General features: G+C 69.4%; 16 protein-coding genes. 12 read left to right on the top strand and 4 right to left on the bottom strand.

Annotation, left to right across the window (positions count from 1 at the left end; translation table 11 throughout):
- The first annotated feature begins 6 nt into the window (after positions 1–6).
- The 4 genes from CP978_RS03250 to CP978_RS03235 all read left to right on the top strand — a co-directional run bounded on the left by CP978_RS03250 (position 7) and on the right by CP978_RS03235 (position 4,635).
- Positions 7–657, top strand: coding sequence for a TetR/AcrR family transcriptional regulator (locus tag CP978_RS03250; protein WP_043437327.1), 651 nt, complete (start codon positions 7–9; stop codon positions 655–657).
- Between the two features lie 311 nt (positions 658–968).
- A complete protein-coding gene (locus CP978_RS03245) occupies positions 969–2,300 on the top strand; it encodes a PP2C family protein-serine/threonine phosphatase (RefSeq protein WP_150478136.1) in 1,332 nt (443 codons plus the stop codon).
- A 129-nt stretch (positions 2,301–2,429) separates the two neighbouring features.
- Complete coding sequence (locus CP978_RS03240) at positions 2,430–3,500, top strand: MASE1 domain-containing protein (RefSeq protein ID WP_376697906.1); 1,071 nt, start codon at positions 2,430–2,432, stop codon at positions 3,498–3,500.
- 178 nt (positions 3,501–3,678) lie between these two features.
- Positions 3,679–4,635 (top strand): carbon-nitrogen hydrolase family protein, encoded by a 957-nt coding sequence (locus CP978_RS03235; protein ID WP_043437324.1) that lies wholly within the window; start codon positions 3,679–3,681, stop codon positions 4,633–4,635.
- 193 nt (positions 4,636–4,828) lie between these two features.
- Here the strand turns inward: CP978_RS03235 and CP978_RS03230 are convergent, their stop codons facing one another.
- Entirely contained in the window at positions 4,829–6,166 is a 1,338-nt protein-coding gene (locus CP978_RS03230) for a dicarboxylate/amino acid:cation symporter (RefSeq protein ID WP_043437322.1), read from the bottom strand.
- A 98-nt stretch (positions 6,167–6,264) separates the two neighbouring features.
- Positions 6,265–6,393 carry a hypothetical protein gene (locus CP978_RS36060; RefSeq protein WP_260421113.1) on the bottom strand — a complete coding sequence of 43 codons (129 nt, stop codon included), beginning with the start codon at positions 6,391–6,393 and terminating at the stop codon, positions 6,265–6,267.
- A 162-nt stretch (positions 6,394–6,555) separates the two neighbouring features.
- Here CP978_RS36060 and CP978_RS03225 point away from each other — a divergent pair, with 162 nt between their 5' ends.
- On the top strand, positions 6,556–7,356 hold the full coding sequence (locus CP978_RS03225; RefSeq protein WP_043448049.1) for an SAM-dependent methyltransferase: 801 nt from the start codon (positions 6,556–6,558) through the stop codon (positions 7,354–7,356).
- Positions 7,357–7,649: 293 nt separating this feature from the next.
- The gene (locus CP978_RS03220) at positions 7,650–8,795 is read left to right on the top strand and encodes a site-2 protease family protein (protein ID WP_043437320.1); all 1,146 of its coding nucleotides are present in this window, start codon (positions 7,650–7,652) and stop codon (positions 8,793–8,795) included.
- 45 nt (positions 8,796–8,840) lie between these two features.
- Here CP978_RS03220 and CP978_RS03215 read toward each other — a convergent pair whose 3' ends face one another.
- The gene (locus CP978_RS03215; protein WP_052453983.1) at positions 8,841–9,728 is read right to left on the bottom strand and encodes an MmyB family transcriptional regulator; all 888 of its coding nucleotides are present in this window, start codon (positions 9,726–9,728) and stop codon (positions 8,841–8,843) included.
- Positions 9,729–9,876: 148 nt separating this feature from the next.
- Between CP978_RS03215 and CP978_RS03210 the strand changes: the two genes are divergently transcribed.
- The 4 genes from CP978_RS03210 (at position 9,877) to CP978_RS03195 (ending at position 13,343) form a co-directional block, all read left to right on the top strand.
- On the top strand, positions 9,877–10,665 hold the full coding sequence (locus CP978_RS03210) for an SDR family NAD(P)-dependent oxidoreductase (protein WP_043437318.1): 789 nt from the start codon (positions 9,877–9,879) through the stop codon (positions 10,663–10,665).
- A 258-nt stretch (positions 10,666–10,923) separates the two neighbouring features.
- The gene (locus tag CP978_RS03205; protein WP_052453982.1) at positions 10,924–12,378 is read left to right on the top strand and encodes a multicopper oxidase family protein; all 1,455 of its coding nucleotides are present in this window, start codon (positions 10,924–10,926) and stop codon (positions 12,376–12,378) included.
- A gap of 272 nt (positions 12,379–12,650) precedes the next feature.
- Positions 12,651–12,986, top strand: a complete 336-nt coding sequence (locus CP978_RS03200) for a hypothetical protein (protein ID WP_311775003.1) — start codon at positions 12,651–12,653, stop codon at positions 12,984–12,986.
- 48 nt (positions 12,987–13,034) lie between these two features.
- Complete coding sequence (locus tag CP978_RS03195) at positions 13,035–13,343, top strand: hypothetical protein (protein WP_043437311.1); 309 nt, start codon at positions 13,035–13,037, stop codon at positions 13,341–13,343.
- Here the strand turns inward: CP978_RS03195 and CP978_RS03190 are convergent.
- Positions 13,332–14,099, bottom strand: a complete 768-nt coding sequence (locus CP978_RS03190; protein WP_043437309.1) for an IS5 family transposase — start codon at positions 14,097–14,099, stop codon at positions 13,332–13,334. The genes CP978_RS03195 and CP978_RS03190 overlap by 12 nt on opposite strands.
- Positions 14,100–14,256: 157 nt before the next feature.
- Here CP978_RS03190 and CP978_RS03185 point away from each other — a divergent pair, with 157 nt between their 5' ends.
- A complete protein-coding gene (locus CP978_RS03185; RefSeq protein WP_052453981.1) occupies positions 14,257–16,047 on the top strand; it encodes a hypothetical protein in 1,791 nt (596 codons plus the stop codon).
- The gene (locus CP978_RS03180; protein ID WP_144401429.1) at positions 16,044–16,580 is read left to right on the top strand and encodes a hypothetical protein; all 537 of its coding nucleotides are present in this window, start codon (positions 16,044–16,046) and stop codon (positions 16,578–16,580) included. Before CP978_RS03185 ends, CP978_RS03180 begins: the two co-directional genes overlap by 4 nt.
- Positions 16,581–16,619 lie beyond the last annotated feature (39 nt).

Here is a 16,619-nt window from a genome sequence, read left to right as displayed (position 1 = left end):
GACGTCATGAGAGCCCGGTTCACCCTGGCGGAGATCCAGCAGCAGGCCCTGGCGATCGTCGACCGGGAGGGCCTGAGCGGGCTCACCATGCGCTCGCTGGCGGCGGCTCTGGGCACGGGGCCCATGACGCTCTACAACTACGTCGCCGGGCGGGAGGCGTTGGAGGAACTCGTCGTCGACGCGGTGTCCGCGCGCGTCGCCGTACCGCGCCCCACCGGGGACTGGCTCGCGGACACCCGGGGCATCGCCAGGGTCCTCTGGAGCACCGTGCGGGAGCACCCCGCGGTCGTGCCGCTCATGCTCACCCGCCGCACCTCCTCGGTGGACTCCCTCGCCCCGGCCGAGGCGCTCGCCGCGGCGCTCGCTCGCGGTGGACTCGACGGGCCGGACCTGCTCGCCGCCTTCCGCACCGTCATGGCGTTCGTCATGGGTGTCGCCCAGGCCGAGCTGGCCGGGCCCCTCGCCCCGGAGGAGAGCCCGTCCGACGCGGCGGGCCGTATCGCGGCACTCGCCGACGGCTCACTGCCCACCCTCGCCCGACTCGCCTCCGTGGGCGCGGATTTCGCCGGGGACGAGTTCGAGCGGGGGCTGGCCTTCGTCCTCGCCGGGATCGCGGGAGCGGCCGACGGGAAGACCGTGGAGCGCGGGCAGCCCTGACGGACCTCGACGGGGCCCGTCGTGCGTCCCGGGCGGGTGCGGGCGGCTGCGGGTGGGGTGCCGCTCGGGACGTTCGGGGTGGCGTGCCGCTGGTGGAGTAATGAGCGGGACCGGTCATCCGGCCGTGTCACGCTGTTGTTTTGTTTGATCGCGGTCGTGTCAGGGGGCCGGTGGGCCGCTCGGGTGAGTGATCGAGCGGAACCGGCCTGCCCGCCGGGCGGACCCCCGGGCCCAGCACGGGTTCCGGCCCGGCGCCACCGGGTGAGCCGGAATACGGTGGGGAACGAGTACCGGTTCACCGGGAGGTCGTGATGGCGGGCGGAGGCAGGAAGGAGGAACCGGAACAGCGGCACGATCGTGACCTGCTGGGGCGGCTGGACGCCGCGCTGGGCCGGATCGACGAGCAGCTGTCCGCCCTGACCGCGGCCAAGGCCCGGATCCAGGGCCTGCTGGACGCGGTGGTGACCATCACCCGGGAGACGGAGCTGCCCGCGATGCTGCACCGCATCGTGACCACCGCCATGGACCTGGTCGGCGCCCGTTACGGGGCCCTGGGGGTCCTCGACGAGGCCGACGGCCGTCTGGCGCAGTTCGTCGCCGCCGGTCTGACCGAGGAGGAACGCCAGGCCCTGGCAGGGGTGGGGCTCCCGCACGGGCTCGGCCTCCTCGGACACCTGATCCGCCACCCCGAGCCGCTGCGGGTCGAGGACATCTCCTCCCACCCGGCCTTCGCCGGTTTCCCGCCCGGGCACCCGCCCCTGCGCACCCTGCTCGGCGTCGCCATCGGCGTCCGCTGCGGGGTCTACGGAGACCTCTATCTGTCCGAGCGGCGTGACGGCCGTCCCTTCGACGTCCATGACGAGCGCATGCTCGTGGCCCTGGCCAGCGCCGCCGGCATCGCGATCGACAACGTCCGCCTGTTCGAGCAGGTCCGGGCCGGCTCCGAGCAGTTCCAGCGGCTCCTGCTGCCGACCCTGCCCGATCTGCGGCCCTTCGGTGCTGCCGCCATCTACCGGCCGGCCGCCGAGCCCAGCCCGCTGGGCGGGGACTGGTACGACGCCATCCTGCTGCCCGACGGGGCCGTGGCGGTCGTCATCGGCGACGTGGTCGGCCACGATCTGCATGCCGCGGCCGCCATGGCCGCCACCCGCAATATGCTGCGCGCTCTGCTGCTCGAACGGTCCGCCTCCCCCAGCGCGTGCCTCGCCCAGCTCGACCGCACCCTGCAGACCATCACCGACCTTCCCGTCACCACCACCAGTCTGGCCCGCATCGAGCCCGCCGGGTCCGCGTGGCGGCTGCTGTGGAGCACGGCGGGCCATGTCCCTCCCCTGGTGATCACCCCGGACCGGCGAGCGGAGTACCTGTTCGCCGAGCCCGGGCTCCCGCTCAATGTCGACAGCGGGCAGCACCGCCCCGACCACTCCCGCCCTCTGCCCCCGAACACCACCGTGGTCTTCTTCACCGACGGACTCATCGAACACCCCGACCATCCCATCGACCGGGGTCTGGCCGCGCTCGCCGAACTCGCCACCGCCCACGCGGAGCTGCCCCTGCACGACTTCGTACGGGCGCTGGCCGACCACCACCCCAGCGACGGGCACGACGACATGGCCATCCTCGCCCTGCGCACCCCGCGCTGAAGCCGCAGGCCGCCGCAGCGGTCCGGCGCGGGCGGCGCGCGGTGCCGACCACGACGGCCACAGGAGCGAACCCCCGACAGAGCACTGGTGAAGGGTCATGGAGATGAACGGCAGGGCGGTGAACCCGGCGTGATCGGCAGACGCTCGAGTGAGAGGCGAGGACGAGGGAACGGCCTCCCGGCCACGGTCACCTGCCGTGACCGGCTCCGGCGCGGTGGTACGACGGCGCTGACGATCTGCGCCATCGCCGTGCTCTACTACATCTCCGCCAGGCTGGGGCTGCTCCAGCACCTCGTGCGCGGCCAGGTCACACCGCTGTGGCCCGCGACCGGCATCTCCCTGGCCGCCCTCCTTCTCCTCGGCCCCCGGATCTGGCCAGGGATCGCACTCGGCGCGTTGCTGACCGACATCACGCTCGGGCCGTCGGTACCGGGCGTACTCGCCATCACGGCGGGCGACACGCTCGCCCCCCTGTGCTCCTACGCACTGCTTCGCGCTGCCGGGTTCCGCACCGAGCTCAACCGCTTCCGGGACGCGCTCGTCCTGGTCTTCCTCGGCGCGTTCGCGGGCATGCTCACCAGCGCGACGGTGGGTACCGGCACCCTGTACCTCGCCCGGGCACTGCCCGCCGGGGGGTTCTGGCCGGCCTGGTGGGTCTGGTGGGCCGGTGACGCGATGGGCGTCCTGCTGGTCGCACCCGTGCTGCTCGCGCTCCGCTCGGCGCGCTGGCCGAAGAACGTACCCCCGTCCCGTTGGGTGGAGGGAGCGTTCCTCGCGACGGCGACCCTGGGCATCGGTCTGCTCCAGATCTTCCAGGCGTCGTTCCTCTTCCTCACCTTCCCGGTGGTGGTCTGGGCGGCCTTCCGCTTCCAGCGGGCCGGGGCCGCACCCTGCGCGCTGGCGGTGTCCACCTTCGCGGTCCTCGCCGCCACCCGCCGATCAGGTCCTTTCGCCGGTCACAGTCTGCTCACCAACATGGTCGTCCTCCAGGCGTTCAACGGCGCCGCCTCGCTGACCGCCCTGCTGATCGGTGCGGCCGTCACCGAGCGCAACCAGACGCTGGACAAGGTCGAACAGGCCTGCAAGCGCCTCTCCGAGATGGCGGCCAGAATCACCCCGGACACCAACGGCCCCCCGGCGCTCGGCGACGACGGCCGGCCGCGCCAGGAGGAGAACGACGGCCGTACCCACCCGTCATGACCCGATGACGGCGCCGGCTCCTTCCCGGAGTGCGCCGGAAACTCCGGTGCCGTCGGGGCGGGGGTCGTTGTAGCGTGCCGCCATGGTGTGACGACTGCCGATCTGCCGGGCTCCTCCCGTGGCTCCGAGTGCCGTGCACCCGAATGCCGCGTCAGCCGATCGTGAAGGAGCCCTCTGCATGAGTATGTTGACCGTCGCCCTGCTTCAGCTCGCGCCGCCCGGACACGATCTCGGGCGGAACCTCGCCCTGGGCGAGGCCGCCTGTCGCAGGGCGACGGCCCTCGGTGCCGATGTGGCCCTGTTCCCGGAGATGTGGAGCAACGGTTACAGCGCGTCCGTGCCCGCCGGGGTGGGGGACCTCTACCGGCATCCGCAGCGGTGGACCGGCACCGTCGTTCCGCCGGTCCCGGAGCCCGAGGCGGCCTGGGAGGGGGAGCCGATCGGCAGGGACTCTCCCTTCGTCGGTCACTTCCGTGCGCTGGCCGTGGAGTTGGAGATGGCGATCGCCCTCACCTACCTCGAACGGTGGGACGGAGCGCCTCGCAACACCGTGTCCCTGATCGACCGGCACGGCCGTGTCGTGCTGCACCAGGCGAAGGTGCACACCTGCGCCTTCGATCTGCCGGAAGCCGGCCTCACCCCGGGAGAGTCGTTCGCGGTGGGGACACTGGACACCGCCGCCGGAGACGTCATGGTGGGCGCGATGATCTGCTACGACCGGGAGTTCCCGGAGAGCGCCCGCGCCTCGATGCTGGCGGGCGCGGAGGTCATCCTCACCCCGAACGCCTGTGAGCTGGAGACCAACCGGCTCGCCCAGTTCCGGACCCGCGCCTACGAGAACATGACCGCCGTGGCCATGGCCAACTACGCCGGTCCCGGCTGGGGGCACTCCCTCGCCTTCGACGGCATCGCCTTCGCCGACGGACGCTCCCGGGACATGCTCGCCGTGGAGGCGGGCGAGCACCCGGGGGTGTATCCGGCCGTCTTCGATCTGGACGCACTGCGCGACTACCGCCGCAGGGAGGCCTGGGGCAACGCCTTCCGCCGCCCGGGCGCCTACGGGGCCCTGACGGACCCGCAGGTGAACGAGCCCTTCCTGCGGGTCGGCCCCACCGGGCAGTCCCTTCCGCGTTGACGGTCGACCCCGGACGGACGTCCTTCCCCCTTCCCCGCCCTGCGGGTGCTCCGCCGGCGGGGCGGAGTGCGAAGAGGCCGGGGTGACCCGATCCGCCGGGTGTCCGCTCCCCGCACGACAACAGCGGTCCCCAAGACCACCACCGGGTCTTGGGGACCGCCGTCACAGATGTGCCGTCGGACCGGCGACGTGGTCAGGCAGCGGCAGGCACGGCCCCCGGCTGCTCCACGTCCACGGGGTCCACGGGGTCCACGGGCGACGAGGTCACACCGCTGTACTTGCCCGTGTCGAGGATCTTCTCCCTCGACGCCACGATCAACGGGCAGACGACTTGCCCGGCGACATTGGTCGCGGTGCGCATCATGTCCAGGATCGGGTCGATCGCGAGGAGCAGACCGACGCCCTCCATCGGCAGGCCGAGGGTGGACAGGGTGAGGGTCAGCATCACGGTCGCTCCCGTCAGACCGGCGGTGGCCGCCGAGCCGATCACCGAGACGAAGGCGATGAGCAGATACTCCTTGATGCCGATCTCCACATGGAAGATCTGGGCCACGAAGATCGCGGAGATGGCCGGGTAGATCGCCGCGCAGCCGTCCATCTTGGTCGTCGCGCCGAACGGCACCGCGAAGGAGGCGTAGTCCTTGGGGACGCCGAGACGGATCGCCGACTGCTGGGTGACCGGCATGGTGCCGACCGAGGAGCGGGAGACGAACGCGAGCTGGATGGCGGGCCAGGCGCCCTTGAAGAAGTGCAGCGGGTTGAGCTTGCCGGCGAAGGCGAGCAGCAGCGGATAGACGCCGAACAGGACCAGGGCGCAGCCGATGTAGATGTCGGCGGTGAAGGTCGCGTAGTCGCCGAGGAGGTCCCAGCCGTACTGCACGATCGCGCGGCCGATGAGACCGGCGGAGCCGATCGGGGCGAGCAGGATCACCCACCACAGGGCCTTCTGCAGCAGCTCGAGGACGGACTCGGAGAGCGTCAGGACCGGCTGGGCCTTGGGGCCGATCTTGAGGATCGCGACGCCGGCGACGACCGCCATGAAGACGATCTGCAGAACGTTGAGCTCCGAGAACGGCGTGATGATGTCCGTCGGGACGATGCCGGTGAGGAAGTCGAGCCAGCTGCCGGCGTGGTCCGGCCTGGCGCCGTCGGCCGGGGTGAGGGCGGAGCCGGAGCCCGGGTTGGAGACCAGCCCGATGACCAGGCCGATCACCACCGCGATCAGCGAAGTGATCATGAACCAGAGCAGGGTGCGGCCGGCCAGGCGTGCCGCGTTGTTGACCTTCCGCAGATTGGTGATGGAGACCATGATCGCGAAGAAGACCAGCGGGGCCACGGCCAGCTTCAGGAGCTGGACGAAGATGCCGCCCACCTTGTCGAGGGTGGTGGCGAGCCAGGACACGTCGAAGGTGCGGGCGACAAAGCCGAGGACCAGGCCGACCACGAGGCCGAGCAGGACCTGGGCCCAGAACGGGACGGGTATACGGAAGCCCGGCTTCGGGGGCTTGGTATCGGCGGTGTTCGCGGACACGGACACACTCCAGTGGGGACGCGCGGGGAAAGAGCGGGACATACGGGAGCGGCGACCGTGAAAGCGTCAACGGCGCCGCTGTATCAGGGGGTTCGCGATCAGGCGCGACACGCCGCGGACATGCGGCGACAGAGGTCGACATGCAGGCGCGCCACGAGCCGGACGCCCATGACGGTGCGGCCGGCGCCCTGGTGGGCGTCGGCGCGGTGCGCGGCTGCTGTCATCATGACGGAAAAGCTAACACTTACCCTTTGAGAACATCAAAGCCAATCTTTGGGCGAAGCGGGTCCAGATCCGCCCCGATGCATCAAGTGACGCACGTGGAGGGGCTGTTGGGGCGTAGTTTGATGTTGAAAGATTCATGCCTCGGCTGAAGACGGATGGTGCTCATGACGGACCCCGCGACGACGCATCCGAAGATCGACACATCGGTGCCGCACTCGGCCCGGATCTGGAACTACTGGCTGGGCGGGAAGGACAACTACCCCGTCGACGAGGAGGCCGGTGACGCCTACACGGCCGTCTTCCCCGGCATCGTCACCATCGCCCGCAGCAGCCGCGCCTTTCTGCGCCGCAACATCACCTATCTGGTCGCCGAGGCCGGTGTCCGGCAGTTCCTGGACGTCGGGACCGGTCTGCCGACCGCCGACAACACCCATGAGGTCGCCCAGCGGCTCGCCCCCGAGGCCCGGATCGTCTATGTCGACAACGACCCGATGGTCCTGGCGCACGCCCGTGCCCTGCTCACCTCCACCCCGGAGGGGGCGACCGCCTATGCCGACGCCGATGTGCTGGACCCGGACCGCATCCTGGCGGCCGCCGCCGGGACACTGGACCTCACCCGCCCCACCGCCCTGGTCCTCAGCAACATCCTCGGCCATATCTCCGGCCACGAGCAGGCACGCTCCATCGTCACCCGCCTGATGGACGCGCTGCCGTCCGGCAGCTACCTCTCCATCAACGACGGTTCACGGGGCGTCGACCCGGACTTCGAACGCGCCCAGGACGCGTACAACGAGAGCGGTGCCGTTCCCTACAACCTGCGCACCGTCGACCAGATCACGGCGTTCTTCGACGGGCTGGACCTTGTCGACCCCGGGGTGGTCCCGGTCACCCACTGGCGGCCGGACGCGGCCTCGCCCGCCCCGGTACTCGTCGGTGAGCACGGCGGTCTCGCCCGCAAGCCCTGACCCGGCCGACGGGGCACGCGTCCGGGGCGAGGTCACCTCCTGGACGGTGTAGGGGCGGGTACGTTCGACTCCCACCGACTCCCTCTCCATGCTGCGCTGCCTGCGCCGCCGCGGCTCGCAACCGAGGCGGCCCAGGCCCCGGCGGCCGTGCCGGCATCCGGTGCGCCGCGCCTACGCCTTCCGGCCGAAGCCCCGGACTCCGTCGGCGCGCGAACCCGTGGGCCCCACGGTGTACTGGAAGCCAGGACCGGGACGGCTGTCTGCCGGTGATGGCTCGAGCAGGGGAGAGAGCGGTGCGGGCGACGTTCGTGCTGGGCCGGATCGCGGGGGTCCGGGTCGGCGTGCACTGGAGCGTCCTGTTCATCTTCGCGATCATCGCGTTCGGACTGGCCCAGGGCCGCCTTCCGCAGACGTACCCGGGGCGCGGCTGGGCGGTGTACTGGGCGGCGGGACTCTGCACCGCGGTGGTCTTCTTCGCCTCCCTGCTCGCCCATGAGCTGGCGCACGCCGTCGTGGCCCGGCGCAACGGGGTCGGGGTGGACGACATCGTGCTCTGGCTGCTGGGTGGGGCGGCCCGGCTCAGGTCCGAGGCGTCCAGCCCCGGCGCGGAGCTGCGGATCGCCGGAGTCGGCCCGCTGGTCAGCCTTCTTCTGGGCGGGCTCTTCACCCTCCTCACCTGGCTGCTCGGCCTGACGTCCGTGTCCGGCGTCGTGGTGGAGATGGTGGGGTGGCTGGCGGGCATCAATGTGCTGCTCGCAGTGTTCAACGCGTTGCCCGCCGCCCCGCTCGACGGCGGCAGGCTGCTGCGCGCGTTCCTGTGGTGGCGCACGGGGGACCGGCTGCGGGCGACCGCCGGCGCGACCGGCGCGGGGCGGGTCTTCGGCTGGCTGCTCGTGGTCCTCGGGCTGATCGTGTTCATGCGGAGCAGATCGTTCGGCGGTCTCTGGCTGGCGCTGATCGGCTGGTTCCTCATCGCGGCCGCCACCGCCGAGGGACGGCAGGCCCATATGCGCGGCGTGCTCGCGGGTGTCCCGGTGCGGGACGCCATGACCCCCGAACCGCTCACGGTGTCCGCGGACACCACGGTCGCGGACTTTCTCACCGATGCGCGCTGGCGCTATCGGCATTCGGCGTTCCCCGTGACGGACGACGACGGGGCCCCGGTCGGGCTGGTCACCCTCGAAGGCGCCCGGAAGATGCCGGGGACCGAGGCCTCGGCCGCGACGGTGCGCGAGGCGATGGTGCCGCTGTCGGGGACCGTCGTGGTGGAGCCGGACAGCCCGCTGGCGGATCTGCTGCCGCGCATGGAGCCGGGCGCCGAACACCGGGTCCTGGTGGTGGAGCGGGGCAGGCTGGTCGGCATCGTCTCGCTGTCCGACGTCAGCCGCACCGTGGGGTGGCTGATGGGCACCGCCTCGGGGCGGCGCCGCGGTCCCTGAGCGCGGTCCGCCGCCGTGCCCCGGCGGCGCGGACGGGGCCGCCCGTCATTCTTCCGCGGTACCCGGCCGGGAGGGCTCGGGCCGGCCGTCGTACCCGGGGCGGAGGTCCTGGGTGCCGAGCACGGCCAGCAGTTCGAGCTTCTCGACGGAGTCCGTGCCGGGCGCTGGGGTGAACCACAGCAGCCGCTGACGGCCGTCCTCGCTGAAGAGATTGAGGCAGTTCAGCTCCAGGACACCCAGCGTGGGGTGGACGATGCGTTTGCGGTCGGCGCGTCGGACCGCCACCTCACGGTGCGCCCAGAGGCGGGCGAACTCGTCGCTGCGCCGTTCCAGCTCCGCGACCAGACGTGACGCCTCCTGATCACCGCGGCTGCGACGGGCCACCGCCGCCCGCAGATCGGCGACGAAGGACCGGGAGTGATGATCGTGGTCGCTCTCCGGATACAGCGTCCGGGCCTGCGGATCGGTGAACCACCGGTGGACGAAGCTCGCCTCCGGCCCGGTCGTCGTCACGGCCGGGCCGAGCAGGGCCACGGCGAGGCGGTTCTGCACGAGGGTGACATGCATATCCGTGATCACCGCTGCGGGCGTGGTGGTCAGCCGGCCGAGCAGGTCGAGCATGCCCGGATGGACATGCGCGGCGGGCCCTCCCTCGGCGGGCAGCGGCCGATCGGCGAGGTGGTAGATGTGGTCGCGTTCGTCGCGGGTGAGCCGGAGGGCGCGGGCCAGCGCCGCGAGCATCTGCTCCGACGGCTGGGCGCCGCCCCGCTCCAGCTCGGTGTAGTAGTCGGTCGAGGCGCCGGCCAGCATGGCGACCTCGTCGCGGCGCAGCCCGGGGACCCGGCGCCTGGGCCCGGAGGGCAGGCCCACGTCGGAGGGACGGATACGGTCACGCCGCGACTTGAGGAACGCCCCCAGCTCACTGAGATTCACCCGTCCAGTCTCCCCGCGCCGGCCGGCGTCAGCCAGGGGGTGCCGACCCCTGGGTGAACGCCCACTGGTTGCCGTCCGGGGCGCGATCCATCGTGGAGATGTCCTTCACCACCACAGCCGAACGAGCAACGCGAGGAGCGACAACGCCATGTCCGCATCTCCCCAGAAGATCGCCCTTGTCACGGGCGGCAACCGCGGCCTCGGCCGCGCCGTCGTCGAGGCGCTCGCCGCCGCCGGTATCGACGTCGTCTTCACCTACCGCTCCCACGAGGACGAGGCGAAGCAGGTCGTCGAGGCGGTGGCCGGGCTCGGCCGGACCGCCGAGGCGATCCGGCTCGACACCACCCGAACCGCGACCTTCGACGCCTTCGCCGGCACCCTGCGCGAGACCCTGCGCAGCGGCTGGAGCCGGGAGAGCTTCGACATCCTGGTCAACAACGCCGGGTTCTCCGGCAGCACCGTCCTCGGCTCGACCGACGAGGAAACCATCGACCAGCTCTACGCGGTCCACTTCAAGGGCGTCTATCTGCTCGTCCAGGCCCTCGCCACCGCCCCCGAGGGCACCGCGCCGCTGCTGGCCGACGGGGGCCGGGTCGTCAACTTCTCCTCCGGCCTCGCCCGGTTCGTCACCGCGCCGTACGCCGTGTACGGCGCCATGAAGGGTGCGGTCGAGGTGCTCACCCGCTACTGGGCGGCCGAGCTCGGCAAGCGCGGCATCAGCGTCAACACCGTCGCCCCCGGTCCGGTCGCCACCGACTTCGCCGGCGGTTACCTCCGGGCCAGCGAGGACGTCCAGAAGGCCATGAGCGGCATGACCGCACTCGGCAGGGTCGCCCACGCCGACGACATCGGTCCGGCCGTGGCCGCACTGGTGAGCGAGGGCACCGGCTGGATCACCGGCCAGCGCATCGAGGCCAGCGGCGGCTTCCGCCTCTGACGCACCGCCTTCCCCCGGGGCCCATTCGGGGGGACGGCGCCCCGGGGCGGGCGTGGCCGCATGGGGCGGGGTGTCCGCGCGCCTACGCTCCCACAGGCGGGTCACCGGCAGCGCGCCATGGATCCGCGGCTCCAGCACGCTCCATCGTCGCGTCGTTCACGCCGTGGGTCACGGGCCGGTCGCACCCGGCCCGTCCCGCACCGCTTTCCTGGGAGAGATGTGACCCGGCCCGGTACCCGTCGATTCTCGTCGCCCCGTATGGTCATCGGCCTGCTCGTCACCGTCCTGCTGGTCGGCTGCGCGGGGAGCAACGCGGTGAGCGGGCCGCCCCACAACCTGCCCGCGACCGCGGCGCAGGACGGCTCCACCCCGGAGCCGGGGCCGCGCCTCCAGGATCCCCCGGAGGTGGTGAGCCGGGACGGCGTGCTCAGGACGACCATCGTCGTGGAACGGCGCAAGGTCCGGGTCGGCAACCGCCAGTTGTACGCCATGACCTACAACGGGGCCTATATGCCGCCCACCTTGCGCGTGCGGCCCGGCGACCGCATCGACCTGACGATGACCAACCGCATCGACCAGGACACCAATCTGCACACGCACGGCCTCTTCGTCTCGCCGCGCGCCCCCGCCGACGACATCTTCATCTCCATCAAGTACCGGCAGTCGTACCACTATGTGTACCGGCTGCCGCGCCGGCACCCCACCGGCACCTACTGGTACCACTCACACGCGGACAAGATGTCCGCCCCCCAGGTGGCGGGCGGCGAGTCGGGCATCATCGTGGTCGAGGGCCTGCGGCAGCACCTGCCGCCGTCGTTGCGCGGCATCACCGAGCACACCGTCGCCCTCAAGGACTTCCAGGTCCAGGGCGACTCGATCAAGACGCAACCGCTGAGCATCGGCGCGGCCACCAACCGCACCGTCAACGGGCAACAGAATCCGGTGATCCACATCCGGCCGGGCGAGACCCAGCTGTGGCGGCTGGCCAACATCGGCGCCAACATCTACTACCGGCTGCATCTCCCGGGCATCCGCTTCCATGTGATCGCCCAGGACGGCGTCCCGGTGCGCAGGACCTACTCCGAGGACACGCTGCTCCTCCCCGCCGCCGCTCGCTTCGACGTCCTGGTCCAGGGCGGTGCTCCCGGCACCACCCGGCTGGAGACGCTGCCGTTCGACTCCGGCCCGGCCGGCAACCGGTTCCCCCGGGCCGACCTCGCGACCGTCGTCACCGACGGCACGCCCATGACACGGGCCGCGATCCCCACCGACCTCGCCCCGTACGAGGACCTGAGCCGGGCGAAGGTCGCGGACCGCAAGACGGTCGCCTTCACGGAGAACAAGGCGGGCACGGTCTTCTACATCAACGGCCGTACCTACGATCCGGGGCGGACCGACTTCGTCTCCACCCTCGGCACCGTCGAGGAGTGGACCGTCCGCAACGACTCGGACGAGGACCACAGTTTCCATCTGCACACCAACCACTTCCAGTTGATGAGCGTCGACGGAAAGACCCAGGATCCCACCCACAGCGTCTACGACACGGTGAACGTGCCGAGGCGCGGTGCGATCGTGATCCGCGTCCACTTCCAGGAGTTCACCGGAAGGACCGTGTTCCACTGCCACATCCTCAACCACGAGGACAAGGGCATGATGGCCGTCCTGGACATCGTCCCACCCGGCTCCCGGTCCCAGGGCTCTCCCGGGCGATGACGTTCGGTGTCCGCGTGCCGTGGTCCGGCTCCGGAGGGAAGGCCCGGCGAAACGGTGTGTCGGCTGTGGGCAGCCGAAGGTAGGAACATGGTAAGACTGATCGAGTCGGGTGGTTGCAATCGTGACCTACCACACCATGGGAGGGGCGGGGCGGAATGGCGTGGGAAGAGTGGGAACAACTGAAGTCCGAGGCCGTCGAGAGGCAGTCCGTGCGCTTGCGGCTCAATCAGCTTCCTGCTGACGCGGGCGGTGGCTGCACGCAGGTGGATCTCGTGGTCCATGACGACCAACTGGGCAAGCTCGGCAACCTGGCGTTTGAACTGCGCGAGCGGCTGCACGTGGATGGCGACTTCGCGAGGCCCAGTACGTTCACAGCGTCCGTCGACCTCTTCAACGACGGCCTGGACACGGGCTCTGCCCTCCTCGAGGTGCACGACGCGTGGAACTCCCAGCTCCAGACTCTGAATGAGGCGTGCGCCCACATATCCAACCACCTGGACTTCACCCGTGCCCAGCACTCCAAGGACGACGCTCATGTGGAGACGGGTATGCACAATGCCGCGGGCGACCTCATGACGGTGTCTCGTATCAACGACTACTTCCAGTAACGGCCGCTCACGACAACGGCGTTCTGGCAACGGGGGCTGAATCAGATCATGGCGGACACATTGACGGTCCAGGAACTCAACGACCTGCGCCTGGGCACCTTGAAGACCGCGGTGGACGACTGGGAAACCATGCAGGGCCGTCTGGAGAGGCTCGCCGTCGGCGGTGACGGGCAGGTCAACGCGGCGGACCTGGAGAAAAAGGCCAACGCGGCGGACTGGGAGGGAGTCAATGCCACCGTGTCCCGCCAGTTCGTGACCAAGACGGCGAAGCAGTTCGGGGACGCGGCAGCCGAGGCCAAGAGCATCCTTGATCTGCTGCGTGACACTCACACGGAGGCTTTTCCATCATTGGTCTGAGCTGGCCAGATGCAGGGTGAGGACGGCCTGGACGAGGCAGGTGATCCGGGTGGTCGAGCACCGGATCTTGCGGAGGAGCCGCCAGGACTTGAGGGTGGCCATGGCCTGCTCGACGAGTGCTCGGATCTTCGCGTGGGACCGGTTCACCGCCTTCTGGCCTGTGGAAAGGGTCTCCCATCGCCCCCAGCACGGGGTACGGACCGTGCCGCCGGCACCCCGGTAGCCTTTGTCGGCCCAGCACTTGATGCCGGCCTCGGCAAGGGCGTCGACGATGCCGTGTTCGCGGGCCGCACGGACGTCGTGGACGGCGCCGGGCAGGGCCGGCGAGGCCCACAACAGCCGGCCGAGGGGATCGGCGAGGACCTGCACGTTCATCCCGTGCCTCTTGTGTTTGCCGGAGTAGAAGGGCCGGTCCGCGGCGATGCGGTCGATCGGCAGGAGTGTGCCGTCCAGGAGCAGGTACGCCTTCGCCGACGCGGTGCGGACGGCGTCGGCCAGGCTGGGTGCGAGGGCGGCCAGTAGGTTGACGGCCTCGGTGACGTAGCGGTATGCGGTCGTGGTTCCGACGCCGAATCCGGCCGCGAGCTGAGTATACGTGTGTCCCACCCGCAGATGGGCGAGTGTGAGGAGGGCCTGACGGCCGGCGTTCAGCCGCCGCCAACGGGATCCGATCGTACGGCGGTGCCGCCGCAACTCCTGAGCGAGGAAGCGAAGGGCAGAGCTGGACACGTCGATGCCGGACGGGTAAACAAGCACGTGAAGCCTCTGGTGGAGACGGTTCTCTTGGTCGAAAACCCATCTACCAGGGGCTTCACCACGTTGTCAGCCCAACTGCCAAGCTCGGCCATCAGGTTGGAAAGGGCTCACGGACTTCACGAAGCACAAGAGCGACCTGCGGTCCGCCATCGACGACTTGGCGAAACGAAATATCTATGTCAACGGCAACGGCAAGGTCAGTGCCTCTGTCCCTTCCGGTGCGGCGGCCGGTGACGGCAACGACATCCATCAGCCGACCGACGAGGAGCTCGACGTCGCGCAGCGCCGGATCACCCGGATTCTGTGGGAGGCGACCGAGACCGACCGTATCGTCGCCCGCGCCCTGCGCAGTCTGGCGAAGAACAAGTACGACTTCACCGAACAGGGGCCGAACTCGGTGAAGGAGGCCGACCGTGAGCAGGGCGAGGCGGACGCCGAGTACTGGAGGAAGGAGATCGCCAAGGGCCATGTCGACGGATGGAGTCAGGACAAGCTGGACCGCTTCAACGGGATGCTGAAAGAACAGCGGGGCAATCCCGGCTTCACCGAGTCGTTTGCCACCGGGCTGGGCGCGGACGGCACACTCCAGTTCTGGCGCGACCTGGCGGACCCTGGCCAGGGACATACGCCCGAGGGCGAGCGTGCCAAGCTCCTGGGAGAAGTGCAGACGAACCTCAGTGTGTCCCTGGCCAACGCTTCGCACAGTCACTCTCCGGCAATGGAGGCGTGGAAGAGGGACATCATCGCTGACGGTGCCAAGCAGTTCGGTCACGAGGGGATCATGACGAAGCCGTACGGATTCCAGATCATGAGTAATCTCATGGTGAAGGGCAAGTTCGACGGCGACTTCCTGCGTGATTACGGTGACGCCGTTCGCACGTTCGAAACGAAGGCGAAGAAGAACTTCGACCCCGTGGCGATCTGGGGCAACCCGGGCCTCGCCGCCCAGCTCGACTACACGGGCACGGGGGGCGACGGCGAGCTTGGGAGCGATCCGATGGGCGGATACCTCAAGGCCGTCTCTCATAACCCGGACTTCGCGACGGAGCTGTTCCGCCAGGACGATTGGGCCGACTACCTCCTCAAGGACCGGCAGTTCTACGACGAGGACGACCCCTTCGGCAAGGGCGACGGGATTGTGCAGTCGCGCGACGCCCTGGGCAAGGCACTCCTGGCGGCGGGCAGCGGCCTGGACCCCGACCAGCCGCATGTCGTCACCTCGTACCAGCACACCGACGGTCAGCGGCAGGTCCTCGAAAGTGCTTTGGGCCATCTGTCCGACAAGGGCGACGACTTCCCATCCGAGTTGAGGGACGATATGGCGTCCCTCCTGGGGAACTGGGGGGACGAGGTGCACCGGTCGGCGAGTTCCCTGGACACCGGGTCGAGTCCGCTGGACTACAAGGAACTGCTGGAGGTTTCGAAGCAGATATCGCGAGACCAGGATGCCTACGGCACTCTCATGGAGGGCGTCAATCACGCGATCATCGCCGATATTCACACTGAGCACCCAGGCGATCCTGAGGAAGAACTCAAGCGCGCCGGGCAGACGGTCGGCTTCATGGAATCTGCTCGTTACCAGGCGATTGAGACCGATAAAGAGGATCCCTCCTGGCCCGCGAAATGGGGATATCACGTGCTCGGCGGAGCAGCGAACTTCATCCCGGGGGCCGGTGACGCCGTCCAGCGTGGAATCGATGCCGCGGCCTATGCCTGGCAGGTTGAGGAGCAGAATCGCATCGACGACGATGCGGCCATCGATAATTCTCACAATTTTCAGTCACGGCAAGGATACCTGCAGGCTCTGGGTGAAGAGTGGTCCAGCGTTCATCCGGACCATCGGCTCACTCAGGCGGGCAACGAATATCTGCGCCAGGACTCCATCGGCAACTCGGCGTTCAACGGAAACAGTACTGCCAACAGGATTGCAGGTATAGCGCCCCAATGAAAAGCAGGGTAGTTCGCACGCCTTTCCTCGTGGCCGGAGCAGTGGTGGTCCTGCTTGTGGGGGTTTCGGGATGCGGGGGCTCCAAGCAGTACACGATCCCGGCGCAGGTCTGTGGCGGCACGGTCAGTCCGAAGCTCCTGGCGCCGCTGCTGCCGGAGGGGAAGGAGCTCAAGGCGGAGCAGAAGACACTGGACTCCCGGCGCCGGCAATGCGTTGTGTCGGTGGACGGGAAGAGTGCGCTGTTCATCGATGAATATCGGGATCAAAATTATTTTGACGTGCTCGAGCATGCACGGAAAACACACCCCGAAGGGAATCCTGAGATTTCCGGCCGAGTGGACAATGCCGTGATATCCGACGGCGAGTTCACGGCTGTGACTTCTTGTGGTGGGGGTGGAGGCGAGAATCATCATGTTCTGGACATGGTGCTGGCGGGGTCGCGCGAGACGATCAAGGAAAAGCGTGGCGAGCTGGAACGCTTCGCGGCTTCTTATCTCCCGGCCAGCCTGAAAAAGGTGGAATGCCGGAGATAGACGTAGTTGTGAGTCTTCCGTTCCGGTCGGTGGAGGTGT

Source organism: Streptomyces nodosus, from assembly GCF_008704995.1.
GTDB classification, from domain to species: Bacteria; Actinomycetota; Actinomycetes; order Streptomycetales; family Streptomycetaceae; genus Streptomyces; species Streptomyces nodosus.
The sequence above is the reverse complement of the archived record's forward strand: the minus strand, read 5'-3'. Positions and strand labels throughout refer to the sequence as shown.